This window comes from Kutzneria chonburiensis (assembly GCF_028622115.1).
Lineage (GTDB): Bacteria > Actinomycetota > Actinomycetes > Mycobacteriales > Pseudonocardiaceae > Kutzneria > Kutzneria chonburiensis.
Genome location: NZ_CP097263.1, coordinates 6285584 through 6300124, shown reverse-complemented (window position 1 = coordinate 6300124; position 14541 = coordinate 6285584). Strand labels below are relative to the sequence as shown.

General features: G+C 69.3%; 14 protein-coding genes and 1 pseudogene. 7 read left to right on the top strand and 8 right to left on the bottom strand.

What is annotated here, in order from left to right:
- Nucleotides 1-8: 8 nt before the first annotated feature.
- Nucleotides 9-695 carry an SIR2 family NAD-dependent protein deacylase gene (locus M3Q35_RS28590; RefSeq protein WP_273935635.1) on the top strand — a complete coding sequence of 229 codons (687 nt, stop codon included), beginning with the start codon at nt 9-11 and terminating at the stop codon, nt 693-695.
- A 40-nt stretch (nt 696-735) separates the two neighbouring features.
- Here M3Q35_RS28590 and M3Q35_RS28585 read toward each other — a convergent pair whose 3' ends face one another.
- The 4 genes from M3Q35_RS28585 to M3Q35_RS28570 form a co-directional block, all read right to left on the bottom strand.
- Nucleotides 736-1821 (bottom strand): glycoside hydrolase family 88 protein, encoded by a 1086-nt coding sequence (locus M3Q35_RS28585; protein ID WP_273935634.1) that lies wholly within the window; start codon nt 1819-1821, stop codon nt 736-738.
- An 84-nt stretch (nt 1822-1905) separates the two neighbouring features.
- A complete protein-coding gene (locus tag M3Q35_RS28580) occupies nt 1906-2733 on the bottom strand; it encodes a class I SAM-dependent methyltransferase (RefSeq protein ID WP_273935633.1) in 828 nt (275 codons plus the stop codon).
- Nucleotides 2733-3194, bottom strand: coding sequence for a phage tail protein (locus M3Q35_RS28575; protein WP_273935632.1), 462 nt, complete (start codon nt 3192-3194; stop codon nt 2733-2735). The genes M3Q35_RS28580 and M3Q35_RS28575 overlap by 1 nt, the downstream gene beginning before the upstream one ends.
- Before the next feature lie 60 nt (nt 3195-3254).
- Nucleotides 3255-3467 carry a hypothetical protein gene (locus tag M3Q35_RS28570; RefSeq protein ID WP_273935631.1) on the bottom strand — a complete coding sequence of 71 codons (213 nt, stop codon included), beginning with the start codon at nt 3465-3467 and terminating at the stop codon, nt 3255-3257.
- 144 nt (nt 3468-3611) lie between these two features.
- Between M3Q35_RS28570 and M3Q35_RS28565 the strand changes: the two genes are divergently transcribed.
- A complete protein-coding gene (locus M3Q35_RS28565) occupies nt 3612-5879 on the top strand; it encodes a glycosyl hydrolase family 95 catalytic domain-containing protein (RefSeq protein ID WP_273935630.1) in 2268 nt (755 codons plus the stop codon).
- 103 nt (nt 5880-5982) lie between these two features.
- Here M3Q35_RS28565 and M3Q35_RS28560 read toward each other — a convergent pair whose 3' ends face one another.
- A complete protein-coding gene (locus M3Q35_RS28560) occupies nt 5983-6372 on the bottom strand; it encodes an SSI family serine proteinase inhibitor (RefSeq protein ID WP_273935629.1) in 390 nt (129 codons plus the stop codon).
- Between the two features lie 117 nt (nt 6373-6489).
- Between M3Q35_RS28560 and M3Q35_RS28555 the strand changes: the two are divergent.
- Nucleotides 6490-6867, top strand: a pseudogene (locus M3Q35_RS28555) (MFS transporter); the annotation flags it as partial.
- On the top strand, nt 6786-7784 hold the full coding sequence (locus M3Q35_RS28550; protein ID WP_273935627.1) for an MFS transporter: 999 nt from the start codon (nt 6786-6788) through the stop codon (nt 7782-7784). The pseudogene M3Q35_RS28555 and the gene M3Q35_RS28550, both read left to right, overlap by 82 nt.
- Here M3Q35_RS28550 and M3Q35_RS28545 read toward each other — a convergent pair.
- A complete protein-coding gene (locus M3Q35_RS28545; protein WP_273935626.1) occupies nt 7726-8736 on the bottom strand; it encodes an FAD-dependent monooxygenase in 1011 nt (336 codons plus the stop codon). The genes M3Q35_RS28550 and M3Q35_RS28545 overlap by 59 nt on opposite strands.
- A gap of 140 nt (nt 8737-8876) precedes the next feature.
- Between M3Q35_RS28545 and M3Q35_RS28540 the strand changes: the two genes are divergently transcribed.
- The gene (locus M3Q35_RS28540) at nt 8877-9143 is read left to right on the top strand and encodes an Imm32 family immunity protein (RefSeq protein ID WP_273935625.1); all 267 of its coding nucleotides are present in this window, start codon (nt 8877-8879) and stop codon (nt 9141-9143) included.
- Nucleotides 9144-9218: 75 nt separating this feature from the next.
- On the opposite strand, the gene M3Q35_RS28535 is transcribed toward M3Q35_RS28540, so the two are convergent.
- Complete coding sequence (locus M3Q35_RS28535; RefSeq protein ID WP_273935624.1) at nt 9219-10073, bottom strand: coiled-coil domain-containing protein; 855 nt, start codon at nt 10071-10073, stop codon at nt 9219-9221.
- A gap of 193 nt (nt 10074-10266) precedes the next feature.
- Between M3Q35_RS28535 and M3Q35_RS28530 the strand changes: the two genes are divergently transcribed.
- Nucleotides 10267-11565, top strand: a complete 1299-nt coding sequence (locus M3Q35_RS28530; protein ID WP_273935623.1) for a bifunctional o-acetylhomoserine/o-acetylserine sulfhydrylase — start codon at nt 10267-10269, stop codon at nt 11563-11565.
- Nucleotides 11566-11618: 53 nt separating this feature from the next.
- Nucleotides 11619-12680, top strand: a complete 1062-nt coding sequence (metX, locus tag M3Q35_RS28525; protein WP_273935622.1) for a homoserine O-acetyltransferase MetX — start codon at nt 11619-11621, stop codon at nt 12678-12680.
- On the opposite strand, the gene M3Q35_RS28520 is transcribed toward metX, so the two are convergent.
- On the bottom strand, nt 12646-14487 hold the full coding sequence (locus M3Q35_RS28520; protein WP_273935621.1) for a TIR domain-containing protein: 1842 nt from the start codon (nt 14485-14487) through the stop codon (nt 12646-12648). The two genes, metX and M3Q35_RS28520, sit on opposite strands and share 35 nt — an antisense overlap.
- Nucleotides 14488-14541 lie beyond the last annotated feature (54 nt).

Sequence of the window (14541 nt, the reverse complement as noted above, 5' to 3'; positions counted from 1 at the left end):
CTCGAGGCATGACCAGGATCGCGGTGTTGACGGGAGCGGGGATCTCGACGGACTCGGGGATTCCGGATTACCGTGGCCCGCAAGGGGAATGGACGAAAGACCCGAAGGCGCAGGAGCTGTTCACGTACGAGACCTTCGCACGCGACGAGGAGACGCGCGAGAAGTTCTGGCGGCGGTACGAGCGGCATCCGGCCTGGACGGCGGAGCCGAACGGGGCGCACCGGGCGCTGGCGAAGCTGCCGAACGTCCGGGTGCTGACGCAGAACGTGGACGGACTGCACCAGAAGGCCGGCACGCCGGAGCGGAAGGTGCTGGAGCTGCACGGAAGCATGCACAAGACGGTGTGCATGGGGTGCGGAACCACGTACGCCACAAAGGAAATCCTCGGCGGGGACAAGACGTGCCAGCAGTGTCGAGGTGTCCTGAAGCTGGGCGTGACGCTGTTCGGTGAGCACCTGGACGCGGATGTGCTGGCGCAGGCCAGGAACATCGCGGCGGTGAGCGAGGTGTTCCTGGCGATCGGCAGCTCGCTCCAGGTCGAGCCGGCGGCGGCGTTATGCGCGGTGGCGGTGCGGGCGGGGGCCCGGCTGGTGATCGTGAACCGCGACCCGACGCCGTACGACGACCAGGCGGCGGAGAAGATCACGGAGCCGATCGGCACCGCGGTGCCCCGGCTCTGCGCGGAATTGGCCTAGCGAACGGTCCGGCCAGGGGTGCCCTGGCCGGACCGTCGACTCAGAACTTGGCCGTGCAGCCGGGAGTGAGCTTGGCGGCCTCGACGCCGGCCATGATGAACATGCCGGTGCCGTAGTTGCTCGTGGCGGTGGGGCTGATCGGCTGGTACTGCGACGGGTGCGAAGACGGCCCCTGCACGTAACCGACGACGCCGTTGGAACGCAGGGCGGTGGACTTCAGCCAACCCCAAGCCTTCTGCACGACCGGCAGATAGGTGGCCGAGTCGAGGTAGCCGGCCTGGATGCCCTTGGCCAGGCCGTAGGTGTACAGCGACGTGCCGCTGGATTCCGGTGCCGGGTAGGCGGACGGATGGTCGACGTCGGCGGTCCAGTAGCCGCCGGACTGCTGCGTTGCCTTCAGCTTGGCGAACATGTCCTGCAGCAGGCTGATGTAGTGGGCCCGGTGCGTGTCGCCGGCGGGCAGGTTGGCGATGGTGTCGGTGAGGGACAGGACGATCCAGCCGTTGCCGCGGGACCAGTGCTGCGTGGTGCCGACCCACCGGGAATCCCGCCACCACAGGGCGTTCTTCTTGTCGTAGATGTGGCTTTCGGGATAGGCGAACAGCTTGGCCATGGCGTCGATGTTGGCGGTGCCGCCGAAGTAGGCGAACGCCGAGAGGGCGCCGAGGCGGACCGCGTCGACGTAGCTCATGTCGGAGGAGCTGCCGCCCTCGACCTTCTTGGTCTCCCGGTCGACATAGGCCTTGGCGTCGGCGATGTCCGAAGCCGGGTGCTTGGCGTCGAGCTGGTAGAGGTCGATGTACTCCTGCGAGGCCTCGGGGCCGTCGAGATTGGGGGTGCCGGTGGGCAGCTTCCACTTGTTGTGCGCGGCCCACGCGGTGGCGTAGTTGAGGTACTTGGCGTCGCCGGTCAGCTTGTACGCCTCGATGTCGCCCTTGATGAACAGGGAGTTGAACCACGTGGCGTCGGCGGGCTTGGCGTTGCCGGCGATCCAGTGGTCGGCGGCCGCCCGGATGGGCGCCTCCTCGGAACAGGCGGTCGGCGCGGCCGCGGCCGCGGACGGGAGCAAGGCTCCGGCCGCCAGGGAACAGGCGATCGCCAGCGACCACCGGGCACGTGATGCCACCACAACCTCCAGGAGTGTCGGCGCGGCGGCAGGGCTGGAAACGTTTACATAGTAGGGGTGGCGTCAATCCGGGGGCGCGGGCACTTACTTCGTGCCGAGGATGCAGCGGGCCAGGCCGGGGACGCGAATGGTGCCCTCGTGTTCGAAGGCGCTGATGGCGGCGAGCACGTGGGAACGGATGTGGTCCCGCGCCGACGGGGAGGCCTGTTGGAGGGCGGCGGCGGCCAGCGAGACGTGCTCGCTGATCATGGTCCAGTACTGGTCGGCTGACGTGGTCACGAGGGCGACGGGGACGTCCCACTCGGAGATGGCGCGGAGGCCGGCGGCGTCGTAGAGGCGGCTGACGGAACCGGGGGCGGCGCAGCGGTACATGCTGGGGGCGTCGGGGGCCGGAGTGGGCAAGGCGACCGAGGTGGCGATGGCCTCCATGGCGACGGAGGTCCACGGGTTGGCCGACGGGTCGACCCAGACCGAAGCGCAGAGGCGGCCGCCGGGGCGGAGCACGCGGACGAACTCGGCGGTGGCCTTGGCCAAGTCGGGGAAGAACATGTAGCCGAAGCGCACGGAGACGCTGTCGAAGGACGCGTCGGGGAAAGGGAGGTCGTCGGCGCTGCACACGACGGTCTCGACGCTGACGCCGGCAGCCTGGGCACGGCGAGAGGCGACGGAGAGCATCTCGGGCGAGAGGTCGGTGAGCACGACGCGGCCCTCAGGAGCCAGCTTGGCGATGCTCAAGCCGGGCTCGCCGGTGCCGGCAGCGATGTCGAGATGGTGCTGGTCAGCGGCGATGTCGAGGCCGTCGATGATGGCGGCGCCGACCGGGGCCAGCTGATCCATGATCAGCGCGTCCCACTTCTCCCAGCTGGCGGCGAGCCCGGCCCACGCGGCGCGCTGACCGTCCAGGACGTCCATCAGTGCTCCTTCTTGAGCACGAAGTACGAACCGCGGATGGTGCCGGCCAGCTTGGACTTCTGCCGGGCGAACTTGAACGCGGACAGCTCCGCCGGGATCTCCATGCCGTCGGAGAGCTTGAAGCCGACGGCCCGCTTCCCGCCGTCATCGAGCGTGTACATCACGTTGATCGACAGGCCGCTCTCGTAGAACACGTACGACATCCGGATGTTCTCGACCTGGAACTCGGTGGCCTCCAGCGCGGGCGAGGCGATGACGATGTCGCGTTCGTCGGCCAGGATCCCGTGCACGTAGTCGATGACCGCCCCGGCCTCCGCGGCGGGCAGGGTGGTGAAGACGTGGTCGTACTTGTTCTTGAAGTAGCGGGCCTCGTTCGCCCGCAGGCCGGCCAGCGCCTCCGCGACCGGCGACGACTCCAGGCCGACGGTCGAGACGGTGGTGAAATCGACGGCATAGGTCATGGCGAAAATCCTCCCGGTCGGCCGAAGGCAGCGTATGCGCTGGTGACGGCCGGGGCGACCTCAGTCGGCGGATCCGCCAACGCCGGTGCCGAGCACGGCGATGCCGGGGCCCGGCAGCTGGACCGGCACGTTGGCCGGGGCCAGCGTGCTGTTGCCGGTGAGCACACCGCTGGCGCCGTTGAAGGAGCCGCCGAAGCCGGGCCGGACGTCGGAAGCGAGGGCGGGCGTCGCCGACACGACGAGGAAGGCGGTGACCAGGACGAGCAGACGCATGATGATCATTGTTGTCACGATCGATTCATCCGATGACAGCAGGCGCGGTCCCGGACAAGAGTCTTGACCCAGCCCAAGAAGCTCCCTACGGTCGGGCGGCAGAGCTCCGATGTATAGGTTTTCACGGCGATGTGAGGGGCCGACATGGTTGAGCTGTCGCGACGGAGTGTGCTGGCCGCGGGCGGAGCGTTGCTGGCCACGCCGGCGCTGGGGATCCCCGATTTCGATCTCGACACCAACGGCCTGAACTGGCGGAACTTCATCGGCGGCAGCGACCTGGTCTGGCAGCAGCTGCCGAAGAACTGGTACGACGGCCCCTTTCTGGGCAACGGTTTCCTGGGCTCCGGCATCTACGCCGAGCCGGGCGCCAACGCCATCCGGTTCAACGTGCAGCACAGCGAGGTCCAGGACCACCGCCCGGAGTTCGGCTCGCTGTACGGCCTGGCCCGGCTGCCGATCGGCTGGTTCACGCTGGAGCCGCAGGGCACGATCACCAAGGTCGACTGGCGGCTGAGCCTGTACGACGCCGAGCTGGCCGGCACGATCACCACCACCGCCGGCAGCATCGCCATCCGGGCGATCGTCCACAACGGACTGTCGACGCTCGCGGTCCAGGCCAAACCCACTGCCGGGGAAGCGAAGTTCGGCTGGGTGTTCCACCCGGCGCCCGCGGTCAGCCCCCGGACGGACCCGAAGTTCAACAAGCCGGCCCCGGCCGGCTACCTGCCCAATCCGAAGCCAACCACCGACACCAGCGGCGACGCCACGGTGATCACCCAGCCGCTGCTGTCCGGCGGCGAGCACGTCACGGCCTACCAGGAAACCCAAAGGGGCACCACCAGAACCCTGTACGCCACGGTGGCCTGGTCGAACCCCGACAAGACCGCCGGCGCCAAGGCGCTCAATACCCTGCACCAGGCTGTCAAACCGCTCGACACCCTGGCCAAAGACCATCGTGTCTGGTGGAACGCCTTCTACCGCAAGAGCTTCCTGTCGGTCCCGGACGGCCGCCTGCAGAGCTTCTACTGGATCCAGCTCTACAAAGTGGCCTCGGCGACCAGGAAAACCGCCCCGGTCATGGCCACCACCGGCCCCTGGCTGGAGCCGACGCCCTGGCCCGCGACATGGTGGAACCTCAACGTGCAGCTGGAGTACTGGCTGATCAACGGCTCCAACCACCTGGAGCTGGACTCCCTGACCCGCGCGATCAGCCAGTATCGGGACCGCCTGAGCAGCCAGGTGGTCGCCCCGTACAACCAGGACTCGGCGGCCATTCCCCGCACCACGGACATCACGCTGCTCAACGGCGGCACGGCCGGCGTCCCCGGCCAGGACCCGCCGACGCCGGAGACCGGCAACCTCACCTGGGCCCTGCACAACGTGTGGCTGACCTACCGCCACACCATGGACACCGATACGCTCCGTACCGTCGTCTTTCCCCTGCTGCGCAAGGCGATCAACTACTACCTGCACTTCCTGGCCAAGGGCGACGACGGCCGGCTGCACCTGCCGAAGACGTTCTCCCCGGAGTACGGCGTCGACACGCCGGACACCAACTTCGACCTGGCGCTGATCCGCTGGGGCTGCCAGACGCTGATCGAAGCCGGCGCCACCCTCAAGATCAGCGACCCGCTCCTGCCGAAGTGGCAGGACGTCCTGGCGAATCTCACGCCGTATCCCACCGACGCCAACGGTTTCATGATCGGCGCGGGCCAGCCGTTCGCCATGTCCCACCGGCACTACTCGCACATGCTGTCGGTGTACCCGCTCTACCTGGTCAACTGGGAACAGTCGGAGAACCGGAACCTGATCCAGACCTCGCTCAACCACTGGATCAGCTTCAAGGGCGCGCTACAGGGCTACAGCTACACCGGCGCGGCCTCGATGGCGGCACAGATGCTGCGCGGCAACGACTCCGCCCAATACCTCAGCGACCTGCTGCGCCTGTACGTCCAGCCCAACACGCTGTACAAGGAGTCCGGCCCGGTGATCGAGACGCCGCTGTCGGCGGCGCAGTCGATGCACGACATGATCTGCCAGAGTTGGCACGGCGTCATCCGGGTGTTCCCGGCGATCCCGGACGCCTGGGCCGACGTCACGATCGACAACTTCCGCACCGAGGGCGCGTTCCTGATCAGCGCGTCGCGTCAGCACAATGTGACGCGATGGGTTCGGGTCCGCAGCGAGGCCGGCGCGCCCTGCGTCGTCCGGCACGGCATTCCGGGACAGATCAAGGTCCTTGACGGGCACGGCCGGCCACTGCGCACCAAGGAACTCGACGCCACCACGATCCAGATCGATCTGCCACGGGGCGGAGAGGCCGTGCTCTACCGGTCCGGCGATCGGCCGGACTTCACCGTAGCGCCGGTCACGCCGAACGGGCCTTCCGCGCCATGGGGCCTGCCCGCCTGAGTTTCACAGCATCCTGTAAGGAAAGCCGTAACCGATCCTCAGGAACGCCTGGTGTGATCTGTGTCGCGGGGCTCCCGATGGAAATCGGGAGCCCCGACCAACGTCAGAACCGGAACAGGTTCCCGGTCTTGTTGTCCCGCTCGCAGCTGTTGGTGTACTTGTCCTGGAACGTGACGGGCCGGCCGCGCCACAGGCCGTCGGCCGTCACGGTGATCGGCTGGAAGATCATCGGGCAGAAGATGTGCGCCTCGGTGCCGGGCATGGTGGCGATGTCGCCGTCCACCTGGGCCAGCTGGTAGCAGGCCAGCTCGGCGTCGGGGTGGTTGCCGGCGACCGGGTCGCAGGTCAGCTCGACGACGTGCGGGGCGTGGCCGTCGGTGGTGGCGGTCAGGGTCAGCGACGACGGCAGGGGAGCGGCCGCGGCGGGGGCGGCGGTGACGCAGGCGGCGGCCAACAGCGCGGCCGCGCCGGCAAGGACTCGGGTGGGGACCATGGTTGCCAACTTTCGCGCCAATCGTGCAGCCAATCGATGTAAAACCGAGTGCTCCACCAGAACGTGTGGCCGCCTTCACCCTTTTGTGGTCCCATGTCGTGACTGAGGGAGGCTGCCGTGACTCGATCGATTGAACAGGTGCGAAGCTCGTCGGTCCGCAAGGTCGCACTGGCCAGCGCGGCCGGCACCACCATTGAGCTGTACGACTTCCTGATCTACGGCACCGCTTCGGCGGTGGTGCTGCCGAAACTGTTCTTCCCGGCCGGCAACCAGACCGTGAGCACCCTGCTGGCATTCGCCACATTCGGAGTCGGCTTTCTGGTCAGACCCCTCGGTGCGGCGGTCATCGGCCATTTCGGTGATCGTGTCGGCCGCCGCCCGATGCTGGTGCTCACGCTGACCATGACCGGCCTGTGCACGGCGCTGATCGGCGTCCTGCCCAGCTACGCGTCGGCCGGCCTGATCGCGCCGGTGCTGTTGCTCATTCTCCGTCTGCTGCAAGGCTTCTTCCTCGGCGGCGAGCAGAGCGGGGCGGCGCTGATGGTCGTCGAGCACTCCCTGAACGGCACCGCACCTGGTACGGCGGCTGGACCTTCCTCGGCTCGCCGCTCGGGCTCTTCCTCGGCACGGCCATGTTCTCGCTGTCCACGGCCGCGTCCGGCGGCGCGTTCCTGGACTGGGGCTGGCGGATCCCGTTCCTGGCCAGCCTGGTGCTGGTCGCGGTCGGCATCTACATGCGGGTCGGCATCGAGGAGAGCCCGGAATTCAAGGAGCTGCGCAACGCCCACCAGGTGACCAAGGTGCCGCTGGTCGAGGTGCTGCGCACCTCGTGGTCCAAGGTCCTGCTCGGGGTCGGCGTGAACCTGGGCTTCAACGCCTTCATCTTCGTGCTCGTGGCCTTCGTGCTGAACTACTGGACGGCCGTGCACCACCTGCCGCAGCAGCAGGTGCTGACCGCGAGCCTGGTCGGCGGGGCGGCGCAGGTGGTGTCGATCCTGATCGCCTGCCGGATCGCCGACCGGGTCGGCCGCACGCCGGTGATGCTGTTCGGCGCGGCGTTCATCATCGTGTTCGCGTTCCCGCTGTTCTGGCTGATCGACACCGGCTCGGCCGGCCTGCTGATCCTGGCGCTGGCCCTGGCCTACGCCGGCTCCGGCGTGCTGTTCGGTCCGATGGCCGCGTACTACGCGGTGCTGTTCGAGCCGCGGCTGCGCTACTCCGGCGCGGCCTTCAGCTACCAGCTCGGCGCGACGCTGGGCGGCGGCCTGTCCCCGCTGATCGCCGTCGCCCTGCTCGGTGTCGATCACGCCAAGCCGTGGCCGATCTCGCTGTATCTGGTGCTGGGCGGCGTGATCAGCGCGCTGTGCCTGCTGGGACTGCGACGCTCGGCACCCGGGCCAGTAGCCGAGTGAGCACCGTCTGAAGCGTGCCGGCGGCGTCGGCGACCTCGAAGTCGGTACGCCAGGCCACGACGCCGTCCGGCCGCACCAGGCTGGCCCCGCCGTGGCCGATGCCGTACGCGGAGACCAGGCGGTCGTCGGGGTCGGTGAGCCCGGGGCCGAGACCGACCGTGCGCACGACGATGCCCAGCCGGTCGGCGACGTGCTTGGCCGCCTCGTGCCAGACGCCGCCCTCGGTTCCGGTCAGCAGCACCCAGTCGCGGCCGAAGAAGTCCACAGTGGACACCGGCTTGCCGCCCTGGCGCAGTGGCACGTGCGGGGCGCGGAACCCGGGGCGGCCGCTCGGCCGGTGCGGGTCCTCGGTCAGCGCCGGGTCCTCGTCGTCGATCAGCACGGCCGCCGAGCGCAGCCGGAGGTTGCGTAATTCCGGTGCCACCGGCCGCCGCTCGGCGTCGTAGCTGTCGAGGAGCCCGGGGCCGGCCTGATTGCGCAGCACGGCCGCGAGCTTCCAGGCCAGATCGAAACCGTCGGCGATGGCGGTGCTGTCGCCCAGCTCACCGGTCGGCGGCGTCACCCTGGCCGCGTCGCCGGCCAGGAAAACCCGGCCGCTGCGGAAGGTGTCTACGCCCAGGCGTTCGCGGATCGGGCTGCGGTGGCCGTCGGCGGCGATCATGTAGTCGGCGCGGACCTGGCTGAGCGTGCCGGTCGGCCGGTGCACCAGCCGCGCGGTGACGCCGAGCGTGTCCTGTTCGAACGAGACGAGCTCGGTGTCGAACCGGACGTGTGCGCCCAGTTCCCGTGCTCGGTCGAGCCCGATCGGTTCCAGAGCCTTGGGGCGTAAGGAAGTTTCCGGATTCCGCTCCACCACGAGCGGCTCGATCCCCCGGTCGGCCAGGAACATCGACGTTGCCGTGCCGGCAAGTCCGGCCCCCGCGACCAGGACCTGTGTTCGCGTGCTGTCCATCCGCCCCCTAAATCTCAACCCAAAAGTATCTTAGTTGACGAGAGATGTGGGTGACAAGGGGATTACGAGACGATCTAGGGCCAGCGTTCTGCCTGGACAGTCGGCGGCTGGTGTGCGAGGTTCACCGACCGGAGGTCGATGTGGCAAAGGTGCAGCTGGATATTCCGTCCTACGACCGCGGCATCGGCCTGGTCAAGGCCTGGCCGGAGAACTACCGGTTGATGGTGACGGTCGGCGGCGACGGCAAAGTGAGCGTGGTCGGCGATCCCGCCGGGCTGACCGGGCTGGCCGTGCAGCTGCTGGCCCTGGCCCAGCCGGGCGTGCCCACGGGCGCGTGCGAGGACCTCGACGACTTTCTTCTTGTGCTGGACGAAGGATCCGCGCCGCTACGCCTCGAACGCTCCTGAACGACAGTTCGGAACGGACCATTCCACAACTCGGAGTTTGGGAATGGTCCGTTCACAACTTCGGCGGCGGGCAGCTCAGCTTTCCTGCTGGGGGAACTCGTCCGGCAGCGGCTCCAACAGGGAGCCGGCGTCGTTGAGCAGGCTGGTGGCCGAGCGGAGCTGGTCGGCGATGCGCTCGCGGTAGTCGCGCAGCCGGGACGCTTCCTGGTTGCTGCGGTTGATCCGGGCGTCGGCGTCCGCGGTGGCGGCGGTGACCCGCTGGTCCAGCTCGGTCATCTGGGACGCCTCGAGCTCGGCGATGGCGGCCAGCGCGGCCTTGCGCTTGTCGGCGATCTCCTGCTGGAACTCGGCCTCGATCTGCCGGCGCCGCTGCTCGGCCTGCTCGTCGAGCACCTTGCGGCGCTGACCGGCAACGGTGGTCAGCTCGGCCGCCTCGGTACGGGCCTTCTCCATCAGCGACTGGTGCTCGGCGATGATCTCCGACTGCTGCTTGTCCAGATCGGACAGCAGGGTCTGGTACCGCTCGCGCAGCTTGGTCGCGGCGGCCTCGGCGTGCGACCAGGTGGTCTCGGCGGCGGCCTCGGCCCGCTGGGCGGTCTCGGCGGCGGTGGCCTCGGCCAGCTGGAGCGCGCGCTTGGCCTGGTCGGGCGTCTCCTGCACGACGGGCTCGGGGGCCGGCGCCGGCGGCGGCGTCTGCCGGGCCTGCTCGACCTGCCCCTTGAGCTCCTCGATCCGCGCCCGGGCCTGGTCGAGCTGCTTGGCCAGCTCGTCGGCCTGACGCAGCGCGGCATCCCGGTCGGCGGCGAACAGCCGCACCTCCGAGGTGATGCGCTTGAGGTGGGTCTCGACCTCCATACGGTCATAGCCACGCATGGCGACCGTGAAGCTGGGAATCGACTGGGTGATGTCTCGGTTCTCGGCCGGCGCCATGACGCAAACCTACTCCCTTTCTTCCCACTGGGTGAACGGGCCTTCTCGGGTGAATGTGCCGCGGCTACCGTCGGGCCCATGGCCCTCCTGGTGTCCCGCCGGCACGTGGACTACGTGCGCGTGACCAGCATGGCGTGTCGCGCTCACGGCTGACCTCACCTCACCCTCACCTTCCTCGGCTCGGAGCACAGCCATGCCTTCTTCCTGGTCGTTCGAGACCCGTCAGATCCACGCCGGCGCCGCACCCGACCCCGCCACCGGGGCTCGTGCGACGCCGATCTACCAGACCACTTCCTACGTCTTCAGGGATACGGCCCACGCGGCCGCCCTGTTCAGCCTGGCCGAGGCCGGCAATATCTACACGCGGATCAACAACCCCACCCAGGACGTGCTGGAGCAGCGGATCGCCGCGCTCGAAGGCGGCGTCGCGGCGGTGGCCTTCGCGTCCGGGCAGGCGGCCGAGACGGCCACGATCCTCAACCTGGCCGGCGCGGGCGACCACTTCGTGTCCAGCGCTTCGCTCTACGGCGGCACGTACAACCTGTTCCACTACACGCTGCCCAAGCTGGGTATCGAGGTCAGCTTCGTGAACGACCCCGACAACCTGGACGAGTGGCGCGCCGCGGTCCGGCCCAACACCAAGCTCTTCTTCGCAGAGACGCTGGGCAACCCGCGCAGCAACGTGCTCGACATCGAGGCCGTCGCCGGCGTTGCGCACGAGGTCGGGGTGCCGCTGGTCGTCGACAACACGGTGCCGACGCCGTACCTGCTGCGGCCGCTGGAGCACGGCGCGGACATCGTCGTGCATTCGGCGACCAAGTTTCTCGGCGGCCACGGCACGGCCATTGCCGGCGTGGTCGTGGACGGCGGCACATTCGATTTCGGTGCGCACGCGGATCGTTTCCCGGATTACAACGAGCCCGATCCGAGTTATCACGGCCTGCAGTACTGGCCGGCGCTCGGTCATGGGGCATTCGCGGCCAAACTGCGCGTGCAACTGCTGCGTGACACCGGTGCGGCGATCGCCCCGCAGACCAGCTTTCTCGTGTTGCAGGGCATCGAGACACTGTCGCTGCGGATCGAGCGGCACGTGGCCAACGCCAAGGCGCTGGCCGAGTGGCTGGAGCAGCGGGACGAGGTCGAGACCGTGCACTACGCCGGCCTGCCGTCGAGTCCGTGGCACCAGGCGGCGCAGAAGTACCTGCCGGGCGGCGCGGGGGCCATCGTGTCCCTGGAGCTGCGCGGCGGCGCCGAGGCCGGGCGGGCGTTCGTGGACGGCACGGAGCTGTTCAGCCAGCTGGCCAACATCGGCGACGTGCGCAGCCTGATCGTGCACCCGGCCAGCACCACGCATTCGCAGCTGACGCCGGAGGAGCAGGCCGTCACCGGCGTGACACCGGGTCTGGTGCGGCTGTCGGTCGGGCTGGAGGGCGTCGAGGACCTGAAGGCCGACCTCGAGGCCGGTTTCCGGGCCGCGAAGGCCGCGCTCTGAGCTCCGTCACGGGTGCGTGGCGGGAATCCGACCCGCCCGGCCGGCGGCAGTGGGTGCGCCTTGATCGCCCACTGCCGCTGGAGCGCGGCGGCGAGCTGACCGCCGTCCAGCTCGCTTACGAGACGTGGGGGACCCCTGCCCCGGACCGGTCCAACGCCGTCCTCGTCCTGCACGCGCTGACCGGCGACAGCCATGTCGCCGGTCCCGCCGGGCCGGGGCATCCCACCGCCGGCTGGTGGGATGCCCTGGTGCAGCCCGGAGTCATCGACCCGGGCCGGTGGTTCGTGGTGGCGCCCAACGTGTTGGGCGGGTGTCAGGGGAGCACCGGGCCGTCGTCTCTTGCCGCGGACGGGAAGCCTTGGGGCAGCCGGTTTCCGGCCTTGACCGTACGGGATCAGGTCGCCGCCGAGGTCGCGCTGGCCGACGCGTTGGGCATCGACCGGTGGGCCGCCGTGGTCGGCGGTTCGATGGGCGGGATGCGGGCGTTGGAGTGGGCGGTGAGTGTGCCGGATCGCGTGAAGTCGTTGCTGCTGTTGGCTTCCCCCGCGCAGTCGTCGGCCGATCAGATCGCCTGGACGTATCCGCAGCTCCAGGCCATCCGGTCCGATCCGTGGTGGCGGGGCGGCGACTACTACGACGCCGAGGACGGGCCGTGGCGGGGATTGGCCGTGGCGCGGCGGATTGCCCACGTCACGTATCGGAGCTCGGGTGAGTTGTCGGCCCGGTTCGGGCGTGATCCGCAGGGCGACGGGCGTTACGCCGTAGAGTCCTATTTGGACCATCATGCCGAGAAACTGGTGCGGCGCTTCGACGCCGGCAGCTACGGCGTGTTGGCCGAGGCGATGAACTCGCACGATGTCGGCCGTGGGCGTGGTGGCGTGCGGGCCGCTTTGAGACGCGTGACGGCCAGGACGGTTGTCGGCGGCGTGACCACGGACCGGCTCTATCCGTTGGCGCAGCAGCGAGAAATCGCCGACGGGATACCTACAGCGGATGGTCTGCGCGTGATCGACTCGCCGTACGGGCACGACGCGTTCCTCATCGAGACCGAGCAGATCGCCGCTCTGGTGAAGGAGTTGTTCACAGGTAGCGAGTCCCGTGCGGGTTGCCGCTGATTCGGCTCAGGTCCCGGATCACGGCCAGCAGCGGTTCCCGCAGTGCGTCGAGGGCGTGGCGCAGTTCGGCGGTCGGATCCCATGCCGTGTCGTCGAACTGCGTACGGTCCTCGTAGCGGCGCAGCGCCGGGTGCCACTCCGACAGGAACGGCCGCAGCACCTCCTCCATCAGCCGCTCCGCCACTTCGCCGAAACGCTGCGAGGAATCCGGGCCGCATTCCCGAAGCTGTTCCCGGGTGAACGCGAAGATGCTGTGCAGGGAGGAAATTGCCTCCCGCAAACCGCCACCGCCCAAGGGGCGTACGGGAACCCGGTGCGCCAGCTCGACCTGTACGCGGAACGCCGCCGCCCGCTCACGTTCGTCCGCCGCGAAGTCGTCCCGCTCGCGGCGGGCGGCCAGCGCGGCGGTGCTGATCCGCTCGTGCCGCGCCGGATCGGGATCGCTGTGCCGGATCACGTGTGCGACCACCGCCGGCACCTCCAACGCTCCTCCGTCGACCAGCCGCACCACAGACTGCCTCGACAACCGGTCGACGGCCAGCCCGACCGGGCCAAGACCATCCAGAACGGGTAACGGCATCGGTTCCGGCGCGAACGCCGTCACCGCGCGCAACACATCCAGACCGGCGTCGCCGGCGGCGTCGACCTCGGCCAGCAGCCGCTTCGCGGTCGCCTCCAGCACCGGCCAGTCCCGCGAGAACAGCCGCCGCCGCACCGAGTCCAGACCGGCCGACCGGGCCGAGCCGGCCAGGTCCAGCAGGGCGCCCGTGTGTCCGCCGACGGCGTCCACCAGCTTGTGCGCGGACTCGCGGTCGCCCGGCGCCTCGACCTGGTTGAGCACGAGTCGGATCGCTTGCGCCGCAGGGAGTTCGGGGACTTCAACACCGGTGCCGAGTTCGGCGTAGCTGGCGTCGGTGCTGGTGAGCACGCTGGCCGCGGTGGGGTGCGGGGAGAGCAGCCGTCGTACGTGGTCCAGGTCGAGCCCGGCCGGCACGCCGTCGACCACCCACAGGCTCGGGGCGCGCTCGGCATCCAGAGCCAACGCCACCCGATCGGCGGCGTGACCATTGCCCTTGGCCCCTAAAGCTTCCGCGATCGCGGTCAGCTGCTCCGTCCACGGATCGGCGGCGGACAGCCAGAAAACGCCGCCGGGGAAGGTCGCCCCGAACTGCCGCGCGTACTCGGCGACCAGCGAGGTCGTGCCGATGCCGCCGACGCCGTGCACCACCGCGACCGGCTCGCCGCCGCCCTCGGTCAACGTGGCCGACTGCGGGTGCAGCGCCGAGTGCAGCCGCCACAGTTCTGCTGTACGCCCGACGAAACGCGGCGGCGGCCGGTGACCCGGGGCCGGCAGCCAGAGCGGGGCGCGGCCGTGGACCACGGCGTTGATGGTCGTCGGCAGCTCGTCGACCTTGCGCGTGACGGCCTCGGTGAGGTGGCGCAGCTCGGCCGACGGGCTCCAGAACCGCGCGTCACGCAGCTCGATCGGCTCGATGTGAGCGGTGCCGCGCTCCGGATTGACCACGAGCACCCGTCGCAGCGGGTCGCCTTCCCGTTGCCCGGCAAGGAAAGCCGTGATGAGCTCCTGCTGGCAGGCGCGGCGCGTCGGGTAGGCGTGCGAGTAGTAGGCGAGCAGCAGTCGGGACCGGCCCAGCTCGGCCATGATCGTCCGGGACACCGAGTCGAACCGGTGCACACCGACCTCGTCCTGGAAGACCCGCAGCCCCCGCGCCCGCAGCTCGGCCGCCAGCGCCTCGGCCGGTGTGGTGTCCGACCGGCAGTAGCTGAGGAACACGTCCCAGGCCATCGGCCCCTACCTCCTCCGGTTAACTCCGTTGGGGGACAGTGTCGAGCCTGACGG